This window comes from Actinoplanes sp. NPDC051470 (assembly GCF_040682035.1).
Lineage (GTDB): Bacteria > Actinomycetota > Actinomycetes > Mycobacteriales > Micromonosporaceae > Actinoplanes.
Genome location: NZ_JBFBAA010000009.1, coordinates 89570 through 113318 on the forward strand (window position 1 = coordinate 89570; position 23749 = coordinate 113318).

At 73.0% G+C, this 23749-nt stretch carries 19 protein-coding genes; 10 read left to right on the forward strand and 9 right to left on the reverse strand.

Annotated features, from left to right (window positions below; all coding sequences use genetic code 11):
* Window positions 1-184: 184 nt before the first annotated feature.
* From katG to AB0M54_RS17945, 7 genes are all read left to right on the forward strand, one after another.
* The gene (katG, locus tag AB0M54_RS17915) at window positions 185-2467 is read left to right on the forward strand and encodes a catalase/peroxidase HPI (protein ID WP_364472443.1); all 2283 of its coding nucleotides are present in this window, start codon (window positions 185-187) and stop codon (window positions 2465-2467) included.
* Between the two features lie 77 nt (window positions 2468-2544).
* Window positions 2545-3384 carry a CPBP family intramembrane glutamic endopeptidase gene (locus AB0M54_RS17920; RefSeq protein ID WP_364324374.1) on the forward strand — a complete coding sequence of 280 codons (840 nt, stop codon included), beginning with the start codon at window positions 2545-2547 and terminating at the stop codon, window positions 3382-3384.
* 10 nt (window positions 3385-3394) lie between these two features.
* Window positions 3395-4567, forward strand: coding sequence for a histidine kinase (locus tag AB0M54_RS17925; protein ID WP_364472445.1), 1173 nt, complete (start codon window positions 3395-3397; stop codon window positions 4565-4567).
* Complete coding sequence (locus AB0M54_RS17930; RefSeq protein ID WP_364324381.1) at window positions 4564-5247, forward strand: response regulator transcription factor; 684 nt, start codon at window positions 4564-4566, stop codon at window positions 5245-5247. Before AB0M54_RS17925 ends, AB0M54_RS17930 begins: the two co-directional genes overlap by 4 nt.
* 126 nt (window positions 5248-5373) lie before the next feature.
* Window positions 5374-6267 (forward strand): CPBP family intramembrane glutamic endopeptidase, encoded by an 894-nt coding sequence (locus AB0M54_RS17935; protein ID WP_364472448.1) that lies wholly within the window; start codon window positions 5374-5376, stop codon window positions 6265-6267.
* Window positions 6268-6297: 30 nt separating this feature from the next.
* The gene (locus AB0M54_RS17940) at window positions 6298-6765 is read left to right on the forward strand and encodes a LysR family transcriptional regulator (protein ID WP_364472700.1); all 468 of its coding nucleotides are present in this window, start codon (window positions 6298-6300) and stop codon (window positions 6763-6765) included.
* Window positions 6766-6837: 72 nt separating this feature from the next.
* A complete protein-coding gene (locus AB0M54_RS17945) occupies window positions 6838-7236 on the forward strand; it encodes a ChaB family protein (protein ID WP_364472451.1) in 399 nt (132 codons plus the stop codon).
* 25 nt (window positions 7237-7261) lie between these two features.
* On the opposite strand, the gene AB0M54_RS17950 is transcribed toward AB0M54_RS17945, so the two are convergent.
* The 5 genes from AB0M54_RS17950 to AB0M54_RS17970 all read right to left on the reverse strand — a co-directional run bounded on the left by AB0M54_RS17950 (window position 7262) and on the right by AB0M54_RS17970 (window position 12509).
* Window positions 7262-8860 carry an MFS transporter gene (locus tag AB0M54_RS17950; RefSeq protein ID WP_364472454.1) on the reverse strand — a complete coding sequence of 533 codons (1599 nt, stop codon included), beginning with the start codon at window positions 8858-8860 and terminating at the stop codon, window positions 7262-7264.
* A gap of 83 nt (window positions 8861-8943) precedes the next feature.
* Window positions 8944-10128 (reverse strand): FtsX-like permease family protein, encoded by a 1185-nt coding sequence (locus tag AB0M54_RS17955; protein ID WP_364472457.1) that lies wholly within the window; start codon window positions 10126-10128, stop codon window positions 8944-8946.
* Entirely contained in the window at window positions 10125-10814 is a 690-nt protein-coding gene (locus AB0M54_RS17960; protein ID WP_364472460.1) for an ABC transporter ATP-binding protein, read from the reverse strand. The genes AB0M54_RS17955 and AB0M54_RS17960 overlap by 4 nt, the downstream gene beginning before the upstream one ends.
* Window positions 10811-11884 (reverse strand): peptidoglycan-binding domain-containing protein, encoded by a 1074-nt coding sequence (locus AB0M54_RS17965; protein ID WP_364472463.1) that lies wholly within the window; start codon window positions 11882-11884, stop codon window positions 10811-10813. Before AB0M54_RS17965 ends, AB0M54_RS17960 begins: the two co-directional genes overlap by 4 nt.
* Window positions 11877-12509 (reverse strand): hypothetical protein, encoded by a 633-nt coding sequence (locus AB0M54_RS17970; RefSeq protein ID WP_364472466.1) that lies wholly within the window; start codon window positions 12507-12509, stop codon window positions 11877-11879. Before AB0M54_RS17970 ends, AB0M54_RS17965 begins: the two co-directional genes overlap by 8 nt.
* A 118-nt stretch (window positions 12510-12627) precedes the next feature.
* On the opposite strand from AB0M54_RS17970, the gene AB0M54_RS17975 reads away from it, so the two are divergent.
* Both AB0M54_RS17975 and AB0M54_RS17980 read left to right on the forward strand, forming a co-directional pair.
* Entirely contained in the window at window positions 12628-13272 is a 645-nt protein-coding gene (locus AB0M54_RS17975; protein WP_364472469.1) for a response regulator transcription factor, read from the forward strand.
* Window positions 13269-14486 carry a HAMP domain-containing sensor histidine kinase gene (locus tag AB0M54_RS17980; protein WP_364472472.1) on the forward strand — a complete coding sequence of 406 codons (1218 nt, stop codon included), beginning with the start codon at window positions 13269-13271 and terminating at the stop codon, window positions 14484-14486. Before AB0M54_RS17975 ends, AB0M54_RS17980 begins: the two co-directional genes overlap by 4 nt.
* 18 nt (window positions 14487-14504) lie before the next feature.
* Here the strand turns inward: AB0M54_RS17980 and AB0M54_RS17985 are convergent, their stop codons facing one another.
* The 3 genes from AB0M54_RS17985 to AB0M54_RS17995 form a co-directional block, all read right to left on the reverse strand.
* Window positions 14505-15506 (reverse strand): class I SAM-dependent methyltransferase, encoded by a 1002-nt coding sequence (locus AB0M54_RS17985; protein ID WP_364472475.1) that lies wholly within the window; start codon window positions 15504-15506, stop codon window positions 14505-14507.
* Window positions 15503-18022, reverse strand: a complete 2520-nt coding sequence (locus tag AB0M54_RS17990) for a PEP/pyruvate-binding domain-containing protein (protein ID WP_364324414.1) — start codon at window positions 18020-18022, stop codon at window positions 15503-15505. The genes AB0M54_RS17985 and AB0M54_RS17990 overlap by 4 nt, the downstream gene beginning before the upstream one ends.
* Window positions 18023-18091: 69 nt before the next feature.
* Window positions 18092-21055: an AAA family ATPase gene (locus tag AB0M54_RS17995; protein WP_364472478.1), complete on the reverse strand. Its 2964-nt coding sequence runs from the start codon at window positions 21053-21055 to the stop codon at window positions 18092-18094.
* 68 nt (window positions 21056-21123) lie between these two features.
* Between AB0M54_RS17995 and AB0M54_RS18000 the strand changes: the two genes are divergently transcribed.
* The gene (locus tag AB0M54_RS18000) at window positions 21124-21708 is read left to right on the forward strand and encodes a transposase (RefSeq protein ID WP_364472702.1); all 585 of its coding nucleotides are present in this window, start codon (window positions 21124-21126) and stop codon (window positions 21706-21708) included.
* 113 nt (window positions 21709-21821) lie between these two features.
* Here the strand turns inward: AB0M54_RS18000 and AB0M54_RS18005 are convergent, their stop codons facing one another.
* Window positions 21822-23384 carry a methyl-accepting chemotaxis protein gene (locus AB0M54_RS18005; RefSeq protein ID WP_364472481.1) on the reverse strand — a complete coding sequence of 521 codons (1563 nt, stop codon included), beginning with the start codon at window positions 23382-23384 and terminating at the stop codon, window positions 21822-21824.
* Window positions 23385-23749: the final 365 nt, after the last annotated feature.

The following is a 23749-nucleotide window of genomic DNA, read 5'->3' on the forward strand; positions in this document are numbered from 1 at the left end:
TAGCTCACCGCCGGCCTAGCTCACCGCCGGCCTAGCTCACCGCCGGCCTAGCTCACCGCCGGCCTAGCTCACCGCCGGCCTAGCTCACCGCCGGCCTAGCTCACCGCCGGCCCAGCTCACCGCCGGCCCAGCTCACCGCCGGCCCAGCTCACCGCCGGTCTTCGACGCTCGCTGAAGGGAAATGATGTCCGACCATCACGACGGCACCACGTCCGTGCCGTCCGAGCAGCACCAGGCCATCGATCATGACGCGGAGGCCGGCGCCGCTCCGACGTGCCCGGTGGCGCACGGCCGTGCGGCTCATCCGACCCAGGGCGGCGGCAACCGCGGATGGTGGCCGAACCGGCTCAACCTGCGAATCCTGGCCAAGAACCCGGCGGAGGCCAATCCGCTGGGCGCGGCGTTCGACTACGCGGCCGCGTTCCAGGCCCTCGATCTGGCCGCCGTCAAGCGGGACATCGCCGCGATCCTGACCACGTCACGCGACTGGTGGCCGGCCGACCACGGGCACTACGGCCCGTTCCTCATCCGGATGGCGTGGCACAGCGCGGGAACCTACCGGATCAGCGACGGCCGCGGCGGGGCCGGCGCCGGTCAGCAGCGGTTCGCGCCGCTCAACAGCTGGCCGGACAACGCGAACCTGGACAAGGCGCGCCGGCTGCTGTGGCCGGTCAAGAAGGCGTACGGCCGAAGTCTGTCGTGGGCCGATCTGATGGTCCTGGCCGGCAACGTCGCACTGGAGTCGATGGGCTTCACGACCTTCGGGTACGCCGGCGGCCGGCCCGACGTGTGGGAGCCCGACGAGGACGTCTACTGGGGCCCGGAGACCACCTGGCTCGCCGACGAGCGGTACACCGGCGACCGTGACCTGGAGGAGCCGCTGGCCGCGGTCCAGATGGGCCTGATCTACGTCAACCCGGAAGGCCCGGGCGGCAACCCGGACCCGATGGCGTCGGCCCGCGACATCCGCGAGACGTTCGGCCGGATGGCGATGAACGACGAGGAGACCGTGGCCCTGATCGCCGGTGGGCACACCTTCGGCAAGACGCACGGCGCCGGACCGGCCGACCACGTCGGCGCCGAGCCCGAGGCCGCCCCGATCGAGGAGCAGGGCCTGGGCTGGCGCAGCACCTTCGGCACCGGCTCGGGCCCGGACGCGATCACCAGCGGGCTGGAGGTCACCTGGACCACGACGCCGACGCGGTGGAGCAACAGCTTCTTCGAGATCCTGTTCGGCCACGAGTGGGAGTTGTCGAAGAGCCCGGCCGGGGCGCACCAGTGGGTGGCCCGGGACACGCCGGGGATCATCCCCGATCCGTTCGACCCCTCGGTCCGTCGGGTGCCGACGATGCTGACCACGGACCTGGCCCTGCGGGTCGATCCCGCATACGAACAGATCTCGCGGCGCTTCCTGGCCGACCCCGGCGCCTTCGCCGACGCGTTCGCCCGGGCCTGGTTCAAGCTGACCCACCGCGACATGGGGCCGATCCAGCGCTACCTCGGGCCCGAGGTGCCCGCGGAACGGCTGATCTGGCAGGACCCGGTGCCGGCGGTCGACCACGAGCTGGTCGACGCCGCCGGCGTCGCGACGCTCAAGGAGCGGGTGCTGGCGGCCGGCCTGAGCGTGCCGGAGCTGGTCGCGACGGCGTGGGCGTCGGCGTCCACCTTCCGCGGCGGCGACAAACGCGGCGGCGCCAACGGCGCCCGGATCAGGCTCGCGCCGCAGAACTCGTGGGAGGTCAACGAGCCGGAACGCCTGGACCGGGTGCTGACTGTCCTCGGTGACCTCCGGGAGACCTTCAACACCGAACAGACCGGTGGCCGGAAGATCTCGCTGGCCGACCTGATCGTGCTGGCCGGCTCGGCGGCGGTCGAGCGGGCCGCGGCGGCCGGCGGACATCCGATCGAGGTGCCGTTCACCCCCGGCCGTACGGACGCCACCGCGGAGCAGACGGACGCCGAGTCGTTCGCCGCGCTCGAGCCGGCCGCCGACGGATTCCGCAACTACCAGGGCAAGGGACACCGTCTTCCGGCCGAGTTCCTGCTCGTGGACCGGGCCAACCTGCTGACGCTGACCGCGCCCGAGATGACCGTCCTGATCGGCGGCCTGCGCGTGCTCGGCGCCACCTACCAGGAGTCCCCGGTGGGCGTCCTCACCAGGACGCCGGGCGTGCTGACCAACGACTTCTTCGTCAACCTGCTCGACCTGGACACCACCTGGCGGCCGGTCACCGACGACCCGGAGACGTTCGAGGCCCGCGACCCGGACGGCTCGGTCAGGTGGCGGGGCAGCCGGGTGGATCTGATCTTCGGATCGAACTCGGAGCTGCGCGCCGTGGCCGAGGTGTACGCCGGCGACGACGCGCGCGCCACGTTCGCCGAGGACTTCGTCGCCGCCTGGGTCAAGGTGATGAACCTCGATCGGTATCCCTCGCAGGAGCTACCGCGAACGTCCACTTCTTGGTGATTCGCCGGCGTGGTGTCGTCCGTAGCCTGCCAACGTGCCGTCGGACCGGGCGGCCGTGGGGGCAGGGAGAGTGACTGGTGAGCACGTTGCCGGGGGAACAGCTGGATGAGCGGGCCGGGCGGGCCGGCCGCATCATGCGGTTCCCGATCGTCTGGATGTCGGTGGGACTGGTCGGTGTCGGCGCGGCGTCGGCGTTGTCGCTGGGCGGGCCGGTGGCCGGGCTGGTGGGTGCGGTCGTCGCGGTCGTCGTCTACGCGGTGGTGATGCGCCATGTCGCGCGGCGGGAGACGCCGGAGATCGCCCGGCGGCACGCCGTGCCGCACCTGCTCGTCGGCGTGGCGATCGGGGTGGTGTTCATCGGTGTGTCGATCCTGGCGGTGGTCACCGAGTTCTCGTTCAGCCGGGCGCCGGGCAGCGCTCTGTCGATCGTGGCGAGCATGGCGGCGGTGTCCTTCGGCGCGGCGGTGACGGAGGAACTGCTGTTCCGGGGCCTGGCGTTGCAGGCGCTGGAACGGTTGTTCGGCAGCTGGGTCGCGCTGGCGGTCACCGCCCTGCTGTTCGGCTTCCTGCATCTGGCCAACCCGGGCGCGACGGTGTGGAGTTCGGTGGCCATCGCGGTGGAGGCGGGTGTCCTGCTCGGCGCCGCGTTCCTGTGGCGGCGCAACATCTGGCTGGTCGTGGGTCTGCACTTCGCCTGGAACACCGCGGTGGGGCTGCTGGGCATCCCGGTGTCGGGCCACGCCGCGGACGGTCTGCTGGTGGCCCGGCCGACCGGGCCCGAGCTGCTGACCGGCGGCCAGTTCGGCCTGGAGGCGTCGATCATCCCGGTCGTCGTGAGCCTGCTGCTCGCGGTGCCGATGCTGATCGCCGCGCGGCGCGGCGGCAAGCTGGTTCCCCGGCCACGCCGCCGTCGTTAGACTCGCCGCGATGGCGATCGCCGAGGTCCCCCGCCGATGGCGCAATCTCCCGGCGTCCGCAAAGGATGCATTGTGGACCGCCCTGGTCGCTGTGCTGGCGTTCACGCCGACCGTGTCGCACCTGGGGCCGGAGATCGGCGATCTGCCCCGCTATCCGGTCGCCGCCGCCGCCCTGGTCGACGCGGCGCTGACGCTGGGCATGTGCCTGCCGCTGCTGATGCGCAGCCGCCGGCCCGCCGGCTGTCTCGTGGCCGCCGGCGGGGTGTGGGCGGTGGGCCAGGTGCTGGGCCGCCCCGACACCTTCGCGAAGGTGTCGCTGCTGCTGGCGGTGTACGCCGCCGGCGCTCACCTGGTGACGGGCCGGCGGTGGTTCGCCGTGGCGGTGACGGCGGGTTACGCGGTGCTGGCGGTGGTGCTGCACGATCGTGGCTCACCGCAGGACGTCCTGGACTTCCTGGCGTTCTATCTGGTGCTGGTGGCGATCTGGCTGACCGGCGCCGGTGCGCGCCGGTGGCGGACGGAGGAGGCCGAGCACCGGCGGCTGGCCGCCGAGGTCGCCACGTCCGCCGAGCGGGCCCGGATCGCACGTGACCTGCACGATGTGGTCACCCACCACGTGACCGCGATGGTGGTCCAGGCCGATGCGACGCAGTTCCTGCTCACCAGCGGGCCGGACCGCGTCGCGGACGGGCTGACCGCCATCGGTGCGACCGGGCGCCGGGCGCTGACCGAGTTGCGGGCGATGCTGGACGCGCTGGAGGCGACCGGCGAGCCCACCACCGGTGATCGGGCGCCCACCATGGGCCGGATAGCCGATCTGGTCGAGCAGGCCCGGCTGGCCGGGCAACCGGTCACCTGGACCGAACCCGGCCGGCCCAGGTCGTTACCGGTCGACATGGAGCTCGCCGCCTACCGCGTCGTGCAGGAGGCGCTGACCAACGCGATCAAGTACGCCACCGGGCGGCCGACCACGGTCGCGGTGCGGCACCGGGACGACGCCCTCGAGATCGAGGTGACCACCATCGGCCCGTCGGCCACCACTCCGGTCCTGCCCTCGGGTGGGCGCGGGCTGGCCGGCATGCGTGAGCGGGTGCGCCTTCTCGACGGCGACCTCGTCTCCGGGATCCGGCCCGACGGCGGCTTCCGGGTGTGGGCCGTGATCCCCTTGAGGAGTACCGAGTGACCGACCCGATCCGGGTGCTGATCTGTGAGGATCAGGCGCTGGTCCGTACCGGCTACGCCACGATCTTCTCCGCCCAGCCCGACCTGGAGGTCGTCGGCGAGGCCGCGGACGGTCGCGAGGCGGTGCGGCTGGGGCAGCTGTTGCGCCCGGACGTGGCCGTGATGGACATCCGGATGCCCATCCTGGACGGCATCGAGGCGACCCGGTGCCTGGCCGGTCCCGGCGTCGACCAGCCGGTGCGGGTGCTGGTGGTGACCACGTTCAACGTCGACGCCTACGTGTACGAGGCGCTCCGGGCCGGCGCCAGCGGGTTCCTCCTCAAGGACGCGCCCCATGTGCAGATCGTCGAGGGTATCCGCACCGTTGCCCGTGGCGAGTCCCTGCTGGCCCCCGCGGTCACCCGCCGGCTGATCGGGCACTTCGCCGAACGCCTCCGGCCCACCGGCGCCGCCGGCCCGGCCCGGGACAACGTCGACCGGTTGCTGACCACCCGGGAGATGGAGGTGCTGCGGCAGATCGCGGCCGGCCGCTCCAACGCCGAGATCGCCGTCGAGCTGACCATCTCGCTGGAGACGGTCAAGACGTACGTGTCGCGGATCCTCTCCAAGCTCGGCCTGCGTGACCGCGTCCAGGCGGTCATTCTGGCGTACCGGATCGGTCTGGGCCCGGATCCGCACTGACGCCGGCCCATCCCTCGGAGGAGCTACCGCGTTCGTCCTCTGAGGAGGGATGGCAGCGGAGATGTCGCGCTCTAGGGTCAGGCGCGTCAAATCCCTCACACGCTGACATTTCGAGAGGCCTCAACCATGCGCGATTCCGTTCACGACGCCGGACTCTCCCCGGCGCGGCGCCGGCTGCGGAGTTTCCGGGTCCCCGTGCTGGTGGTGGCGCTGCTGGTGGTCCTGGCGGCGACCCGCGGCCTCAACGTGCTCGCCGGGGGCAATGTGTTCGTCGCCCTGCTCGTCGGCCTGGGCACCGCGGTCGCGGCGCTGGCCTGCTACCGATGGTTGTCCCGCGCCGTCGAAGCGCGCGAGACCATCACCGAGCTGTCGCCGCAAGGACGGTGCCCGGGTCTGGTCAAGGGTGGTGTTCTCGGGTTCTCCCTGTTCACCGTCATGATCCTGGTCATCGGGGCGCTGGGCGGCTGGGCGGATGTGGCGTGGGGGTCACCGGGTGGGCTGCTCGCCGCGGTCGGCGCCGTGGCCAGCATCGCCGTCAACGAGGAACTGCTCTTCCGCGGCGTCGTCTTCCGGATCCTGGAGGAGCGTACGGGCAGCCTGATCGCCTTGCCGGTGTCGTCGCTGATCTTCGGTTTCACGCACCTGGTGAACAGCAACGCCACGCTGTGGGGAACTCTCGCGCTCGGTCTCGAGGGCGGGCTGCTGACCGGCGCCTGCTACGTCCTCTCGCGATCGCTGTGGCTCCCGATCGGCCTCCACTTCGCCTGGGACTTCACCCACATCGGCATCTTCGGCCTGCCGACCTCCAGCAGCGTCCAGGGCGCCGAGAGCGGACTGCTGCACACCACCCTGGCCGGCCCGGAGCTGCTGACCGGCGGCGCCTTCGGCCCCGAAGCCAGCCTGATCGCCCTGCTGCTCTGCCTGACGGCCATGGTCGTCGTCCTGCGCCGGGCCGGCCGCACCGGCGGGCTCTGGCCACGCCCGTCCCGTGCGGACGAACCGGGTCTTGCCTCATACTAAGATCATCTAGATATTGCCGCTGTGAACCATATGCGGAGCCCACCTTCTGGATCCTCACGTCGCTCGCCTCGGCGCCGCGGCACGGCTACGCCCGGCCCGAGGCGTGCGGAACTGCTCGACACCCTGATCGAGGGCGCCCACGCCGGCGGACGGCGGCGACCGTCGGTGCGGGCGGCCGAGAGGTTTCATCTGAGTCAGTCGTCGATGAGCCGGACGCTGCAGCGGCTGCGGGTGTTGTTCGGCGACGAACTCCTGGTGCGCGCCGGGAGTGACTACGAACTGACCTTACCCGCCCGAGAGGTGCAGAACGAGCTCTCGCTGCTCCTGCCGCACCTGGAGAACCTGCTCAAGGGTCAGACCTTCGACCCGGCCACGGCCACCGGCTGCCGGCCGCGCTCGTCGTCGCGGGAATCGCCGCCGCACGAACAGCTCACCGCGGAAAGCGCCGTCGCACGAGAAATGACCGCCGCCGGTGACGGACGACCTCGGCCCGGCTGAGCCGGTACCCGCGGTTTGAGGTGGGTCCGACCGGGGCACGCGTCGTGGGATCCCGACGTCGAGGAGGTCATCATGCCGGCGAAGGACGACATGCCGAGCACGCTGAAGCGGTCGCCGAAGAAGGCGCAGGAGACGTACGCCAAGACCCATGATCACGCGGTCGAGGAGTACGGCGAGGGCGAACGGGCGCACCGCACCGCGTTCGCCTCTCTGAAGCACTCGTTCGAGAAGACCGGGGACCACTGGGAGCCCAAGGAGCAGAAGGGCCCGAGCGACGCCAAGGCCGCCGGCGGCCGCGACACGAAGGCGAAGACCGCCGGTGGGGTGGACGCGAACGCCAGCAAGAAGCACCTGCTGGAGCAGGCGAAGAAGCTCGACATCACCGGCCGCAGCCGGATGACCAAGGACGAGCTGGTCGAGGCGATCCAGAAGGCCAACGCGAGAAGCACCCGCAAAGCCCGCGGCAAGTGACGGCCGGCGCGAGAACGCGCGTTTGTCAGCGGGCGGAGAGCAGGTGGCTGACGTCCGGTGGGCCGTCGGCGAGCGCCCGGGCCCGTTCCTCGGCCTCCTGATCGGCGCCGGTCAGCCGGCCGGCGTGCTGCCGCCGGTGCTCGTCCCAGCTCGGCACGAGGTACACCTCGACGAAACGGCTCGGTTCCTCGCCGTCGCGGAACAGCCCCCAGCGCACCGCGCCGGTCCGGAGCCGGCTGCGGCGCACCGCTTCCATCGCCTCCACGAACTCCTCCTCGCGGGCCGGGCCGACCGCGTACGAGGCGGTGACCAGCACCGGGCCGTCGTGATCGTCGGGGTCCAGCTCGAGATGGGGCTCGGGCCAGTAGCTGGCCGGCTCGCGGTTGAGCCCGGTGGTGTCCCGCAGCGGCCACCAGCGCAGCGTCAGCACCCCGGCCGCCATCACCACGGCGGCGGCCAGATGGGCCGCGACCAGCCCGTACGCGTCGGAGAGGGCGCCCCAGACGAGCGCTCCGGCGGCCTGCGCCCCGGCGAAGATCATCTGGTAGACGGCCAGGCCGCGGGCGCGTACCCAGTTCGGCAGGAAGAGCTGCATGGCGGCGTTCACGCTGGACAGCACCATGACCCAGCCCACCCCGGCCGGCAGCAGCGCCGCCACGACGGCGACCTCCGAACGGGCCAGGGCGAGCACGGCGAGAACCACGGCGAACACGACGCCGGCGACCAGCAGCAGCCGGTTCACCGACCAGCGGGCACGAAGGCGGGGCAGCAGCAGCGCCCCGGCCACGGCGCCGACGCCGACGGCGCCGAGCAGGACGCCGTACCCGCCCGAACCCAGACCGAGCCGGCGGCTGGCCACCAGCGGCAGCAGGGCCCACAGCGCGCTCCCCGGCACCAGGAAGAACGCCGCGCGCAGCAGGATGCGCCGCACCACCGGGGAGTGCCGCACGTACCGGCCGCCGGCCCGGACCGCGGCGGCGAAGCGTTCGGGCGCCTGGGCGGTGCCGGCGACGGGCGGCCGCCAGCGCCACAGCACGAGAGTGAAGGCCGCGAACGTCAGCGCGTTGAGCCCGAACACGACACCGGCTCCGGTCCTCGCGATCAGCACCCCGGCCACCGCCGGACCGACGGCCCGGGCCAGGTTCATGCTGATCGCGCCGAGCGCGGACGCGGAGGCGAGCTGGGAGCGCGGCACCAGCTCGGGAATGATCGCCTGCCAGGCCGGAGCGGTCAGCGCCTGGCCCGCGCCCAGCGCGAAGGTCAGCGTCAGCAGCAGCGTCGCCGGCATCTGCCCGGCGAGCGTCAGGACGGTGAGCAGCACCCCGACACCGAACAGGAAACTCTGTACGGCGATCAGCAGCCGCCGCCGGTCGAGGGTGTCGGCCAGTGCCCCGGAGGCCAGGGCGAACAGCACGATCGGCAGCGTGCTGGCGGTCTGCACCACGGCCACCAGCGTGTCGCTCCCGGACTGCTCGACCAGCAGCCACTGAGCGCCGACGGTCTGCATCCAGGTGCCGATGTTGCTGGCCAGCAGCGCCAGCCACAGGCTGCGGAAGGCCACGACGCGCAACGGCGCCCAGGCCGACGGCGTGGCGGTCAGGGCGGTGGAATGCTCGGCGCTCACCGTATCGGTCTACCCCACCTGGAGCGGATCCAGCGTCGGCGGGCGCTCAGGCTCGCCGGCGACCGTGACGCCCTCGGGCTGGATCACAGCGCCCGGAGCGCCTCCACGGGTGACAGGCGTGCGGCCCGGGCGGCCGGGTAGAGGCCGGCGAGCGCGCCGATCAGCAGCGCCGCGATGAGGCCGGCGGCCAGCCCCTGCGCCGGTACGACGACCGGATTGCCGCCGAGCCGGGCGGCGACGGCGGTCGCCGCCACCCCGAGTCCCGTGCCGAGCAGTCCGCCGATCGCCGCCAGCAACGTCGACTCGAGCAGGAACTGGGCGGCGACGTGCCGGCGGCGGGCGCCGAGCGCACGGCGGAGCCCGATCTCTGCGCGCCGTTCCAGGACCGAGATCACCATGATGTTGGCGATGCCGACCCCGGCGATCAGCAACGCGATCGCGCCCAGCCCGAGGAACAGCCCGACGAACGTGTTCTTGGCCGCGATCCGGGCCACCAGCAGGTCGGACGGCCGGCGTACCTGGACGTCCTCCTGCCCCTGCGGCACCGTCGTGGCGGTGAGCACGGAGGCGACCGCGGCCACCTGGTCCGGGTCGGCGCGCAGGTAGATCCGGCTCGGTCCGCCGGTCCGCCCGAAGAGCTGTTCCGCCTGCGGGAAGCTGATCAGCGCGGCGACGTCGATCTCCGGCGCCACGGTGACCGGCGCGAGCACTCCGGCGACAGTGAAGTAGCGGTCGCCGACCAGGACCTGTGTCGAGGCGTCGAGGGAGCCGATGCCGAGAATCCTCGCGGCTTCGTAGCCGAGAACGGTCACCGGGTAGTCGTCCGCGGTCGCGTCGAGGTAGTGGCCGAGCAGCATCCGCGCCGACACCGTCTCCGGCAGCGAGACCTGCGCGGCGAGCACGTTCATGCCGCCGGTCTGCACGGCCGGGACGGCAGTGCTGCGGCGTACGCCGACATCGGCGAGAGTGGCCACGGCCGTGACCGTCTGCACCGGCGGGATCCGCCTGATCATGGGTTCGGCGGTGATCGGTAGCGGCACCTCACGACCGTTGATCGACTGTGCGGACGCGACGGTCAGCAGATTGCCCTCCTCGCCGAGCCGGCTGACGAGGTCGGCCTTGGCCGACTCGGCAATGCCGAGCACGGCGACCACGGCCGCGACGGCGATGGCGACGCCCAGCGCGGACAGCGCCGTGCGGATGCGGCGGGCCCGGAGACCGCTGGTGGCCAGGGTGATCGCGTCGGGCAGACGCAGCCGCGAGGTCACGCCGGTGTCCCGGTGTCGCTGACGATCCGGCCGTCACGCAGCCGCACCTGCCGCCGCATGGCCGCGGCGACGCCGGCATCGTGGGTGATCAGGACGACCGTGGTGTCCTGGCCGGCCAGCGTGGCGAGCAGCTCGACGATGCCGGCGCCGGTGGCCGAGTCCAGGCTGCCGGTCGGCTCGTCGGCCAGCAGCACCGCCGGCCGGCCGACGGTCGCCCGGGCCACGGCGACCCGCTGCCGTTCGCCGCCCGAGAGCTGCCCGGCCCGGTGCCCGATCCGACCGGCGAGTCCGACTCCGCGCAGCGCCTCGGCGGCGTGTTCGCGGCGGACCCGGGCCGGCAGGCCCCGGTAGAGCAGGCCGGTCGCCACGTTGTCGAGCACGCTGAGGTGATCGAGGAGGAAGAACTGCTGGAAGACGAAGCCGAGGCGGCCGGCCCGGACGGCGGACAGCTTCGCGTCCGGGAGAGCCGCCACATCGGTCCCGGCGATCCGCACCGCGCCTCTGGTGGGCCGCTCGAGTGTGCCCAGGATCCCGAGCAGGGTGGACTTGCCGGCGCCGGACGCGCCGGTGATGGCGACCGCCTCGCCGGTCCGGATGACCAGGTCGATGCCGTCGAGCGCGGTGACCGGGGTCGGACCCGGATACACCTTGCGCACGGCGGACAGTTCCAGAGCCGGCGTGGTCATGACACCGGCACCTCCACCGTCATGCCCTCGGCCAGGCCGTCCCCGGTGACCTCGACGAGCGTGTCGGAGAACAGGCCGGGGGTGACGCCGATCAGCCGCCGCGCGGGCGCGTCGAGCAGGTACACGCCGTACCCGCCGCCGGCCAGCGCGACCAGCGCGGTGATCGGCACGGCCAGGACCCCGTCGGCCGAGCCGGTGGTCACGTGGACCTCGACCGGCGCCTGGTCGAGGGCGGCGCCGGCCGCCTGCCGGCCGAGGGTGACCGTGGCCGCGACGGACGGGAGCTGATCGCCCCGGCCGGGCTCGTTGTCATTGGGGGCCGATGCCACCGTCGACAGCTCGGTGACCCGTCCCGGCAGGGTGTCGCCGCCCGGCAGGGTGACCGTGACGGCGTCATGCAGATGGACGAGGTGGCTCTCGGTGACCGGCACGGCGAGCGCCACCCCGACGACCGGCGAGGTGCCGGACAGCAACGGGCCGCCGGCGTCGCCGATCGCCGGCCCACCCACCGTCGCGCCCAGGGTGGTGACGCGCAACGGGCCAGGCTGGAACGTGACGGCGCCCAGCTCGAGCCGCCCGGTGACCGGCTGGTGGGTCGCCCGCTGCCAGCGGCGCAGGGCCGCGGCGGTCGCCCGGGTGAACCGGCCGTCGACTGTCAGGCCGGCCCGGGTGGCGTGCCCGAGCGCGACCAGGTTCCGCTCCAGCGCGTGGACGTCCGGTCCGGTGGTGACGCCCAGGGCCAGTGATCGCCACGCGGGCCGGTCGCCGTAGAGCAGCCGGACCGGCCGGTTGTCGACGGCGAGGACCGGCCGGCCCCGGACGATCACCTGACCCGGCCGTGGCAGCCAGGTGACGGTGCCGCCGCCCGGCCGGTGCACCGAGTACGTACCGATGTATCCCAGCGTGCCGGGCACCGCGGTCGTGGTCGTCAGGTCGGTGCGGGTCACGGTCGCGGAGCCCGTCGGCACCCCGCCCGCCGATCGAGCCGGCGTGTCCCGCAGCCACCAGCCGGCGCCGGAGGCCCCGGCCGCCGCGAGGACGACCGCCCCGAGGGCCACCCGCCTACGCATGGCCGAGGTTCCCCAGGCTGGACACCTGTGCCTCCTCGTCCAGGACCGCCCGGCACGCGGTCAGCGCCCGCATCACGACCGGGTTCTGCTTCCCGCCGGCCGGAATCGAGTCCGGATCGAGCCCGAACCCCTTGCCCGGCGAGAAGTGCCGGTCGGCGGTGGGGTCCTTGACGCCGGGCAGACCGTTGGCGCGCAGGCACTGGGCCGACTTCACCCCGGCCCGGATCAGGTTCGGCGGCGGTGGGCCCTGGTCGCGCATCGAGAACGCCGCCGCCCGGATGAGGTCGCGGCAGGCCGTCTGGATGGCGTCCAGCTCCGGCCCGTCCAGGTCGCGCAGGGCGACGTCGTCGGTGTAGACGAAACCGTCGGCGGTCAGCAGCGGGTCCTGGTAGCGCGGCGCCCCGTGCTTCCGGACGCAGTCCCCGGCGGCGTGCAGCCGGGCCCGGCGCTCGGCGCTGCCGTCCCCGCCGACGGCGTTGGGATTTCCGCCGCCGCCGCTGCCCTCGCCGGTGCCGCCGCTGCGGCCGGCCAGCTGCGGCACCGTCGGCGCGGGCGGAACGTCGGAGCACCCGCCGAGGACGATCAGGGCGGCAGCGGCCGCCGTGGCGGCCAGGAAACGTTTCATCACGAACCCCCGATGGCGATTTCGCACTGGACGCCGACAGGTCTATCGGGAAGGCGATGACATCAGCGCTACGTGCCGTGTTGGACGGATGTCATGTCCGGCGGGGCACAATGTCGGCATGCGCGTGCTGGTGGCCGAGGACCACATCACGTTGGCCGCCCGGATCGGCGAGGGGCTGACGGACGCCGGCATGGCGGTCGACGTCGTCCATGACGGCGCCGCGGCGCTGGCCGGTGCGTCGGATACCGCGTACGACGTGATCGTTCTCGACCGGGACCTGCCGCTCGTACACGGGGATCAGGTCTGCCGATCCCTGGCCGGTGTCGCCGCGCGGATCCTGCTGCTGACCGCCGCGGCCTCGGTGGACGACCGGGTCGACGGCCTCGAGCTGGGCGCCGACGACTACCTGGGCAAGCCGTTCGCCTTCCCGGAGCTGGTCGCCCGGGTCCGCGCCCTGGCCCGCCGTGCCCCCTCGGCGCCGCCGCTGGTCCGGCGGGGCGACCTGACCGTCGATCGCGCCCGCCACCGGGCCACCCGCGCCGGGCGGGCCCTGTCGCTGATCCGCAAGGAGTTCGGGGTGCTCGAGATGCTGGCCGCCGCGGACGGCACTGTGGTCAGCGCCGAGGAGCTGCTGGAGCACGTGTGGGACGTCAACGCCGACCCGTTCAGCAACGTCGTGTCGGTGACGCTGACCCGGTTGCGGCGCAAGCTCGGCCCGCCGCCACTGATCGAGACCGTGGTCGGCCGGGGCTACCGGCTGTGAACCGCGGCCGGTTCGCGATCCGTCCCCGGCTGACCGTCCGGGTCCGGCTGACTCTGCTGTACAGCGGGCTGTTCGCGCTCTGCGGGGTGATCCTGGTGGTGATCACCTATGGCCTGCTCGCGGCGAACCTGCCCGCTCCGTCGCCCGGGAAGGACAGCGCCGAGGCGAAGCAGACCGCCCCGGCCGACTTCGCCGCGACCTGCGCGAAGGCGTCCGGCAACCCGGACGCCGATCCGGACCTGGTGTACAAGTGCAAGGCGGCCTACCAGGAGGGCGTCCTCGAAGGCGCCACGACCCAACGCGAGGCGACCCTCGAACAGTTGCTGCGGTATTCGCTGGGCACGCTCGCCGTGGTCACGCTCCTGGCCTCGGCCGCCGGCTGGATCGTCGCCGGGCGGGTGCTGCGGCCGGTGCACCGGATCACCGAGGCGGCCCGCAACGCCTCCGACGAACACCTCACGGCGCGAGTGGCGTTGACCGGCCCGCACGACGAACTACGCGAACTGGCCGACACGTTCGACGACATGCTCGACCGCCTCCAGTCGGCGTTCGAGGGCCAGCGCCGGTTCATCGCCAACGCCGGCCACGAGTTGCGGACGCCGCTGACCGTCATGCGTACCGCCGTCGACGTGGTGCTGGCCAAGCCCGAACCCACCCGCGGCGAACTGCTGGACATGGGCCGCGACGTCCGCGACGCCGTGTGCCACGCCCAGGCGCTGATCGAGGCGCTGCTCACCCTGGCCCGCACGGACCGCGGTCAGGTCGACCGGACGACGGTCGACCTCGCCACCGTCATCGAGGACGCGATCGACGCCGCCCCATCGGCCCCGGACACCGCGCGGCTGCACACCTCGTTGAAGCCGGCGCCGACGCGAGGCGACCCCATCCTGCTGGAACGCCTCGCGGCCAACCTGCTCGACAACGCGGTCCGCTACAACGTCCCGGGCGGCGCCGTCTGGATCAGCACGAGCACCGACGGCGCCCGCGTGTCGCTCACGGTGGACAACACCGGCCCGCAGGTCGCCGCCGGCCGGGTCGGCGAGCTGTTCGAACCGTTCCGGCGGCTGGACGAACGCACCGGCGACGGCGGCTTCGGGCTCGGCCTGGCCATCGTCGCCTCGATCGCCGTGGCGCACGACGGTCAGGCCGTGGCGAGCGTTCGCCCCGGCGGCGGGCTGAGCGTGACGGTCAGCCTCCCGGCCCGCACCGCGTGAAGGCCGTCAACGTCGGATTCACTCGTCGCCGGGGTCGGCCGCCGGTCCGCGAACGGCCGTGATCATGGTGAGCGGGAGGTCGCCGGCCACGTCGGTGCGCCGGACGCCGGTGAACCCGGCCGCGGTCAGCCACTCGCGATGGTCGTCGTAGGTGTGCAGCTGTCCGGCCGACGTGCGGGCGTAGAGCGTGAGCGCGTAGAGGGCGACTGCTCGCCGGTGCCGGCCGGCGGCGTCGGGCAGGATGTCGATCACCGCGACCGTTCCCCCGGCCCGGGTGAGCCGTGCGGCCGAGCGGAGCAGACGCCGATTGACCGCCGCGGGGAACAGGTGGCACAGGTTCGCCGCGAAGACGAGGTCGTAGGTCTCCCGCGGGAGCGGGTCGGCGAACAGGTCGCCGGCGTGAAAGGCATACCGGCCGGCGAGCCCGGCGGCGGTGACCGCGGCCCGCGTCATCGCCAGGGTGCCCGGCAGGTCCAGTGCGGTGACCCGGCAGGCCGGCAGACGCCGGGCCACGGCGAGGCTCCACGGGGCGGCGCCCGCGCCGAGGTCGAGCACGTCCCGGTACGCGGGCCGGTGCTGGGCGAGAAGGGCCGCGGCCCGGCCGGCCGGGCCGGTCATGGCCTGACCGAGCGGCCCGACCACGGCGGGGTAGTAGCGCTCGGCGTCCTGCCGGCGGTCGACGGACAGGCCCCGCCGGCCGGTGCAGAGCACCTCGGTCAGCGACCGGGACATGTCGAGCAGCACACCGGCCGCCGCGGCGAGCCCAGGTTCGCCGGCCCGGTACCTGCCGTCCCCGTCCTGAGTGGTCAGTCCCAGCCCGTGCAGGGCCGCCAGCAGCAGCGGCGCGCTCCGCTGGTCGAGGCCACCGTCGGCCACGAGGGCCGCCGGATCGACCGGGCTCCGGTCGAGGTGGTCGAGGACCCGCAGCCGGTCCGCGGCCGCGAGGACGGCGGCGATCATGAGGGACTCGCCGACCTCGCCGAGCAGCGAATCCGGCTCGGGTCCGATGGCTGTGCTCATGACGCCACCACCGCCACCGTCCCGGCGTCACCGTCGACGGTGATCAACTGGCCGTCGCGCAGGGTCCGGGTGGCACAGCCGGTGCCGACGACGGCCGGAATCCGGTATTCCCGGGCGATGATCGCCGGGTGGGACAGGGTGCCACCGGTGTCGGTCACCAGGGCGCCGATGCTGGGGAACAGCACCGACCACACCGGCGCGGTCGTCGGGCAGACCAGGACGTCCCCGGGACGGATCAGGTGGAAGTCGTCCTCGCCGGCGATCACCCGGGCCGGCCCGGTGTAGCGGCCGGGGCCGGCCGCCAGCCCGCAGACAAGGCCCGGACGGCCGGGCACCGGCGCCGCACCCAGGATGCGGTCGAGGTACCAGAGCAGGGCCGTGTTCGCGGCGGCGACCTCGCGGGGCCAGCGGTCCATCGACGGCGGTGGACCGGGGTCGGGGCCGTAGGAGGGTGGTCCCGGGTGCGCCAGGACCCAGGCGCGCTCGGCTTTGCGGCGGGCGACCCGCTGGTGCTGGTCGGTCCCCGCACGGACAGCGTCGCCGGCCTCCGGCGGTTCGAGGAAGAACACGTCGCCGGGCGCGGCGATCTGGCCGGCCGCGGCGAGCCGGCGTCCCACCGCCAGGGCGGCCCGCCGGACCACGGCGAGGGGACCGCTGTAGGTGAAGAACTCCTTGTCCTCGCGCGCCGGGTAGGCCCGCCGGGCGCGCGACAGGGCCCGGTCGAACCGCTCCCGGTCGTCCGTGCTCCGGGTGGCCAGCAGATCGCGGGCAGCTTGTTCGGCCGAGGTCCGGACGGCGTCGAGGTCGGCGGCCTCGGCCTGCGGGTCGTACCCCTGGGTGAGCTGGTCGCGGATCAGTTTGAGGGTGAGCCACGGTAGCTCGTCCAGGTTCGGGTCGGCGGCCTCGTACCGCAGCGCGCGGCGACCGAAAGTCCTTTGATAGTCGGCGAATCCGGCCGCGAACTCCTCGTCGACGGCGGCGGTCGGCGCCGGCCCGCCGGGCCCGGCGCCCGCCACGAACGCGCGGACGGCCGGGCGCTCCCGGGCCAGCGCGGCCAGCACGGCGAGGCGGTGCGCCGGTTCGGTGGATCGGGCCGACAGGCCGGACAACAGCCGCAGCGTCTGCCCATCGTCCCAGCCGAGGAGATCTCGGCAGGCCTCGGCGAGCTCGCTGAGCATCAGCGCGATCGCCCCGTGCACCCGGAAGTGCGCCATGATGCCCGCGGCGAACAGGGCCACGGCATCGTCGAGGTGCTGGGCGAGCTGATCGGGGTCGTCGGTGGACGGCTCGGCGGCCAGGAGCAGGCTGGTCCGGTTCTTCAACGCCGGCTGCCACTGGTCGTACCAGGCGGTGATGTGCCGGGCCGGCAGGTCCGTCCGGTACGCGTCGACGCAGGCGCGCACCCGCCGGCGTACCGCCGGAACCAGCCGTGCCAGCAGCCCGACGAGCAGGTCGGGTGGTGGGCGGCGGTCCCGGCCGCCGAGGGGCACCAGTCGTACGTATTCCCAGCCACCGATGTCGCGCAGGTCCACGCGCTCGAGGAGGAAACCGAAGTCCGCGCACATCGCCGCGATCGCGGGCGCACGGGCGGTGAGCAGCTCCCGGGTGAACGGCGTCCACGGCAGCGGCGCATGGCTGGCCTCGCGTGTCCAGTACCCGGGTGGCGGTTCGGCCGGGACCGGGACGGGGACCGGCACGTCCATTGCGGCGGTGACGATGGGCCGGGCCTGCAGCAGGACCAACCGGTCCCCGGCCAGCGCCCATTCGATGTCCTGCGGGCTGCCCTGATGCTCGGCCACCCGGCGGGCCAGCGCCGCGACGCGAAGCGCCGAGTATCGGTCGATCGCCGACCCGTCGCTGGTCAGGCGCTGTGCGGCCGCGTCGCGCACGACCCATTCGTCGGCGGCCACCGCGCCGTCGACCAGCCGGTCGCCGAGGCCTTCGACCGCGTTCACGATCGTCTCGCGCTCGTCGCCGCTCACCGGGTTCTTGGTGAACGCCACACCGGCGGCGTCGGCCGGCACCATCGGCTGGACCAGGACGGCGACGCGTCCGGCGGCCGGCAGCCCGCGGCTGGTCCGGTAGGCGGCGACGTGCTCGGTGTAGCCCGACGCCCAGCAGTGGCGGATCGCGCGCAGCAGCGCCGCGCCGCCCGGTACGCCGAGGAGCGTGCGGTACTGGCCGGCGTGTGACGCCTGGGTGCCGTCCTCGTCCACGCCCGAGGAGCGGACGGCGTACGGGCCGCCGTCCAACCGCTCGGCGGCGGCGAGGATCCGAGCGGCCAGTTCCTCGTCGAGGTCCAGCTCGGCCGCGCCGGCCGCGGTCAGGCCGGTGTCCGGCCCCGCGGCACGGACCACCCGATCCAAAGCGTCGGTGGTGACCACGAATCCATCCGGTACGTCGAACCCGGCCCGGCGCAGCACCGCCAGGGTGGTCGCCTTGCGGCCGGCCGCCCCGGCGTCCGGTGCCTTCAGGCCGGCCAGCATCAGGACGTCGCGGGAGGTGGATGCCGACATCGACGGCTCCTCTGTTCGGGGACACCACCAACCTTCCCGGCCCTTGCCCCGGCGCGGCTATCCGTCGGGCTACGTACCGGGCTGTCGCGGGCTACGTATCCGCGCCGGGGCCACCACCGCGTGATCGAGGGCGTAGCGGACCAGCGCGGCCCGCGAACCGATGCCGAGGCGGGCGTAGACGTGCTGCAGGTGGGTGGTGACGGTGCGCGGGCTGATCACGAGCCGGCGTGCGATCTCCGCGTTGCCCAGCCCGGCCGCGACGAGCAGGACGACCTCCCGTTCGCGTGGGCTCAGCGGGTCGCCGGCCGGCCGGGGCGACCGATCGGCCGGCGCCGGTACGGCGCCCAGCGCTCGTAGCCGGTGCCGGGCCTGGTCGGCGAGGTGCCGGGCGCCCAGCCGGACGAAGACACGCAGGGCCTTCTGGACGGTGTCCACCGCACCGGGAGGATCACCGTCCCCGGCCCACTCCAACCAGCACCGCGCGGCCTCGAACGGCATGTGCAGGCCGGTGAACGTGGCGGCGGCACGCGCCGCCGCCTCCCGCGCCGCGACCACATCACCGCGCGCCCGGTGGATCGATGCGGTGAGCCGGTCGGCCAGGGCCAGCGAGAACGGCGCGCCGGGCCCGACCGCCGTCAGGCGATCGCGGGTCGTCGCCGCCGCCACGACGTCGCCCGCGGCCAGTTGGGCGTGACCATGGACCGCCAGGGTGAGCTCGGCGAGGAACAGCCCGGGCGCGGTCGGCGCATCGGCCGGAACGCCGCCGGGATCGCGATGCAGAGCGACCATCATGTCCAGCGTCTCGATGTGGCTGAAGATGTGGCGGTCCGCCGGCCGCCCACCGCCGAAGGCCGACCGCGCCTCGGCCAGGCACTGGGCGGCGGCGGCCAGTTCACCTCGGTGGCAGAGCACCAGGGCCCGGCCGGACAGCCCCGCCGCCACCGCCCGCGGGCTGGCGATCCGGTGGCCGACCGCGAGCAACTCGGTCGCCGCGCGCAACGAGGCCTCCCAGTCGCCGGCGAAGAAATGCGCGATCCCGATCAACGTACGAGGCCTGACCTCCAGGGCGAGGACGGCCGACGCGCGGGCCCGGGACATCGCCTCGGCGCCGCGCCGCAACGCCGCCGGGGGGCCCGCCAGCGCCAGCTCGATCAGGATGAGCGGACGCAGGGCCATGTTGAGCAGCAGGGGATCGTCGAGCGCCACGATGGCGTCGTACCGATCGAGCAGCACGCGCCGCGCGGCCTCGTATTCACCGCGATCGCGTTGAGCCGCCGCCTCGAAGAGATCGGCCAGCAGGGTGGCCCGGTTCGAGCCGAACCGTCGGCCCTGCGCTCGCAGTTCGGCGGCGTGGGCCTCGCCTTCCGCCATGTCGCCGGTCCGCAGAGCCAGCCAGAGCGCCGTCTCCCGCAGCCGGAGCAGCTCCGAAGCCGGTCCGGCCGGCTGGTCGGCGGCCAGGACGTCCGCGACCAGCTGCCTTGTGCGGTCGAACTCGCCGCTGTCCCACAGCGCGTCGGCGAGGTGGCGAGCGACCCGCGCCACCGCCTCGGTGTCGCCGGCCCGCCGGTGGCCGTCCAACGCCTCGGACCAGGCCTCGACCGCCGCGTCGGTGCGCCGGACGCTGTACCAGGCGTCGCCCAGCCGCTCGGCCAGGGTGATCCCGAGCGCCGCGTCGCCCCGGGCGCGGGCGACACCCCGGGCCGCGGCCAGCAGATCGACCGCCTCGGCGCCGGCGTGGGCGGCCAGCGCGCGGTTCCCGGCCGCGTGGAGCACCGCCAGGGCCCGCTCCGGATCGACCTGGTCATGAGCGCCCAGGTAGTGCGGTGCGAGCAGCCGTACGTCGTCCGCGTACCGCCGCTCGAGCGCGGCCGCGACCACGGCGTGCCGGTGCCGGCGCATGGACTCCGGCTGCCCGGCGTACGCGACCTCGGCGTACACCGGATGGGTGGTGCGGTATCGGACCGTGCCGTCCACAATCTCCTCGGCCAGCAGGCCCACCTCCGCGAGGTCCCGGGCCGCGGCCAGGACGGACGCCGCACCGGCGCCGGGGATCTCGGCGCCGTACGCGTCCGCCAGCACCGGCACGGTGGCGGCGGCGCCCGCGACCGCGACCAGCTCCACGACGGTCCGCTGCGCCGGGTCCAGGCGGCGCAGTCGCGCCCGGGCCAGATCTCCGACGACCGCGGGTACGGTCCGCAGCGCACCCGGGCCGACCACCCACGCACCGCCGCTGCGGAACAGCTCACCGGTCGAGCGCAGCTCCTCGACCAGCGCCGTCACCATGAACGGACTGCCGACGGTGCGCGCCACCAGGCTCGTGACCAGCTCCTCCGGGGGATCGCCGCCCAGCATCGAAGCGGCCAGCGCGCGGGTCGCCTCCACGTCCAGGCCGCTCAGGCGGATCTCGTCCACCAGGTCGTCCCGGCTCAGGTCCCGCAGCATCGTGAACAGTTCCGGCGTGGCCTCGGCCTCATCCGTGCGGTAGGTGCCGATCACCAGGACCGGCCGGTCGGCCAGTCCTCGAGCGGCGTAGTGCAGCAGCTCCATCGACCCGGGGTCGCTCCAGTGCAGATCGTCCAGCGCGACCGTCACCGGCCCGCGATCGGCGATCCGGACCAGAAGCCGGGCCACTGCCTCGAACAGCCGGGTACGCTCCAGCGCCGCGTCGAGCAGCGGCACCGGGGGCGCCAGGTGCAGACCGGCGAGCAGCCGCCCCAGATCCGGCAGCCCGTCGACCAGCCGCGTTCGCTCGGGCTGCGGCAACCCCGCGAGGTACGGCGCCAGCACGTCCAGCCACAGCGCGTATCCCTGCCGGCTGCCCAGAACCCGGGCCCCGCCGGTGAGCACCGTCCAGCCCGCGTCGCGGGCGAGCGCCAGGATCTCCGACGTCAACCGGGTCTTGCCGATGCCCGAGGGACCGGCGACCATCAGCATCCCGCCCTGCCCGCCGGCCGCGCGCTCCAGCCGCACGGTCACCCGGGCGAGCTCCGTCGACCGCCCGACCAGCGGCGGCACCGCTCCAACCGCAGACATGGCGACCGTCCATTGCCGACCGGATCGAACCGTCACAGTATCGCGCGGACCGGCCGGGAGCGCGATAAATCGGTCTTGTCCCCGTCAGCCGGGGGACAGCCAGGCGCTGTCCAAGATCTTCCGGAAGGCCGGAAGGCCGGAAGGCCGGAAGGCCGGAAGGCCGGAAGGGTGGTGGCACCTCGCGCGGCCGCTGCTGCCCGAGCACCCGAGTAAGGCATCAGGGCGGCGGCCGGCGGCGTATCGACGACCGCGTAGCGCTCGCGGCGATCCTGTACGTGCTCGACTCCGGCTGCGCCTGGAACGAGCTGCCGGAGTCGTTCCCGATCTCGTCGGCCAGCACCCACCGCCGCGGAAACGGCCCGCGAAGCTGCACGGCGAAAAAGGCTACGACCCTGGCCCGGCGCGGGATCACCCGGCCGACCGCCAACACAGCCTGCCCACCGCGCAGGCAGGCGACTGCCAGCTCATCCCAACGGCACAGGTGCGACCACAGCATCGCCACCGCCGGCCTCGCGGAAGCGCCGCCGGCGCGGCTGTCCTGGCCGCCCACCGTCAGGACATCGAAGCCGATAACTGGCCCGACCGCGCTCCGCCGCGCCGTCGGACTGAGAGTTTCGTCGGGCGAAGTTGCGGATGGCTCCGCCCGGGGCTGACGCGCCGATCATCCTCGGGCCGGATGAGGCCTACCGATGTGGCACCTCGGAGCGGGGTGCCATAGTGGATCTTCTCTCACAATGGGCCGTTCGTGGAGATCGAGTCGGGGTGGTCAGACCTGGTAGGCGGCGACGGTCGACTGGAGTTCGGCGGCCATTCTGGCCAGGTCCTGGGCGGTGGCCTGGGTTTGGGTGGCGCCGGTGGCGGTGGAGTCGGCGGCCTGGGCGACGCCGTCGATGGTGGAGGCGATGTCGGTGGCGCTGGTGGCGGCGTCGTTGACGCTGCGGGCCATCTCGCTCGTGGTGGCGGTCTGTTCTTCCACGGCCGCGGCGATGGTCGAGGTGTAGTCGTTGATCCGTGAGGTGACCGAGGTGATCTCAGCGATCGCGGTGACGGCCTGGCCGGTCTCGTCCTGGATCGTCGCGATGCGGCGGGAGATGTCCTCGGTGGCCCGGGCGGTTTCCTGGGCCAGGTCCTTGACCTCGGAGGCGACGACGGCGAAGCCTTTGCCGAGTTCGCCGGCGCGGGCGGCCTCGATGGTGGCGTTGAGCGCGAGTAGGTTGGTCTGTTCCGCGATTGCGGTGATCAGCTGGACCACGCTGCTGATCTCGGTGGACGACTGGCCGAGTTTCGCGACGATGGTGTTGGTGCGGTTGGCGGTCTGGGTGGCTGAGGCGGAGACGTTGGCCGCCTCGCTGGCGTTGCCGGCGATCTCCCGGATCGAAGCGCCCATCTGCTCGGCGCCCGCGGCCACAGTCTGCACGTTGCGTGAGACCTCCCCCGCCTGGGTGGCCACGTTGCTGGCCTGCGCGGAGGTCTGTTCGGCGGCTGAGGACATCTCGACCGAGACACTGGACAGCTGTTCGGAGGCGGCCGCGACGTGCTGCGAGCTGGCGCCGACTTGCTTTACCATACCTGCGATCGCGGCGGTGGAAGCGTCCAGCGCCTGGGCCAGTTGGGCGACCTCGTCCCGGCCGGTCAGTCCGGTGCGTCCGGTCAGGTCACCGCCGCGCACCCGGTCCAGAACTTGCACGCAGCGCGCCAGCGGCCGGGTGATCAGCCGGGCGATCCCGATCGACGCGGCCACACCGAGTGCGGCACCCACGATGATCAGCACCACGACCAGGGTCCGGGAGGTGGTGTAGTCACTCTGCGCGGTAGTCTTTTCTTCCTTCGCCTTGACCACGGTCTGCGCGGCCAGGGTGTCCATCGCCTCCCGCATCTCCGCGATCAACGGCAACGTCTCGGTCTTGCGGAGCTTGGCGATCTCGGCCCGCTTCCCGGCGCGGCTCAGCGGCAGCAACCGACCCTTCACGATGCTCAGAAACTCTTGCCAGGCGTCGTCGAACTTTGCCAGCGCTTCGACACGGATGGGGCCGAGGGGGAACTGCTTGTAGGCGTTCTCCGACTCGGCGACACCCTTCTCGTTCTTGGCGAGAGACTGCTCGGCCGCATCTTTACCGGCACCGTCGGCAGCCACCAGATGTTCGAGGACGTCGGTGCGGACACGGTTGAACGCGTTGCGCATCTCGGCGACCTTCTGCAGCTGTAGGCCGCCGTCGTACACCGCGCCGGTGCTGTCGTTGACCGCCGACATCTTGACCAGTGAGAACACCGCGACCCCGGAACCGATCGTCGCGACCAGCAGCACCGCTGTCAGGATCTTCGTGATCACCGACCGGTCCTTGATCAACCCTAGAAGACCGGACGTGCCCACCGGCCGACCGCTATCCGACACCGAACTCACGACGACCCCCGTGGACGTGGATGCTCTACCGAAGCACCAATCGGCATCCCCAGCGCAGTTCTGAGCTTTCTCCCGGTTTTGGCAGAACCGATCACGGCCGACGACGGAAGGCTGTCTCCTGGTGGCGAAGGACGCGATGCTCGGCTCAAGCGGCGCCTGCTCGCCGCTGATGGTGTTCGTTGTGGTAAAAGGGCTTCTTGGGGTTGATCTTCGAGGATGATGATCCGGCGGGCCGCTTCCAGAGCGGTCCCCTGGCACACCGTGTCCTATGCCTGCGGGTCTGGATCGAACTT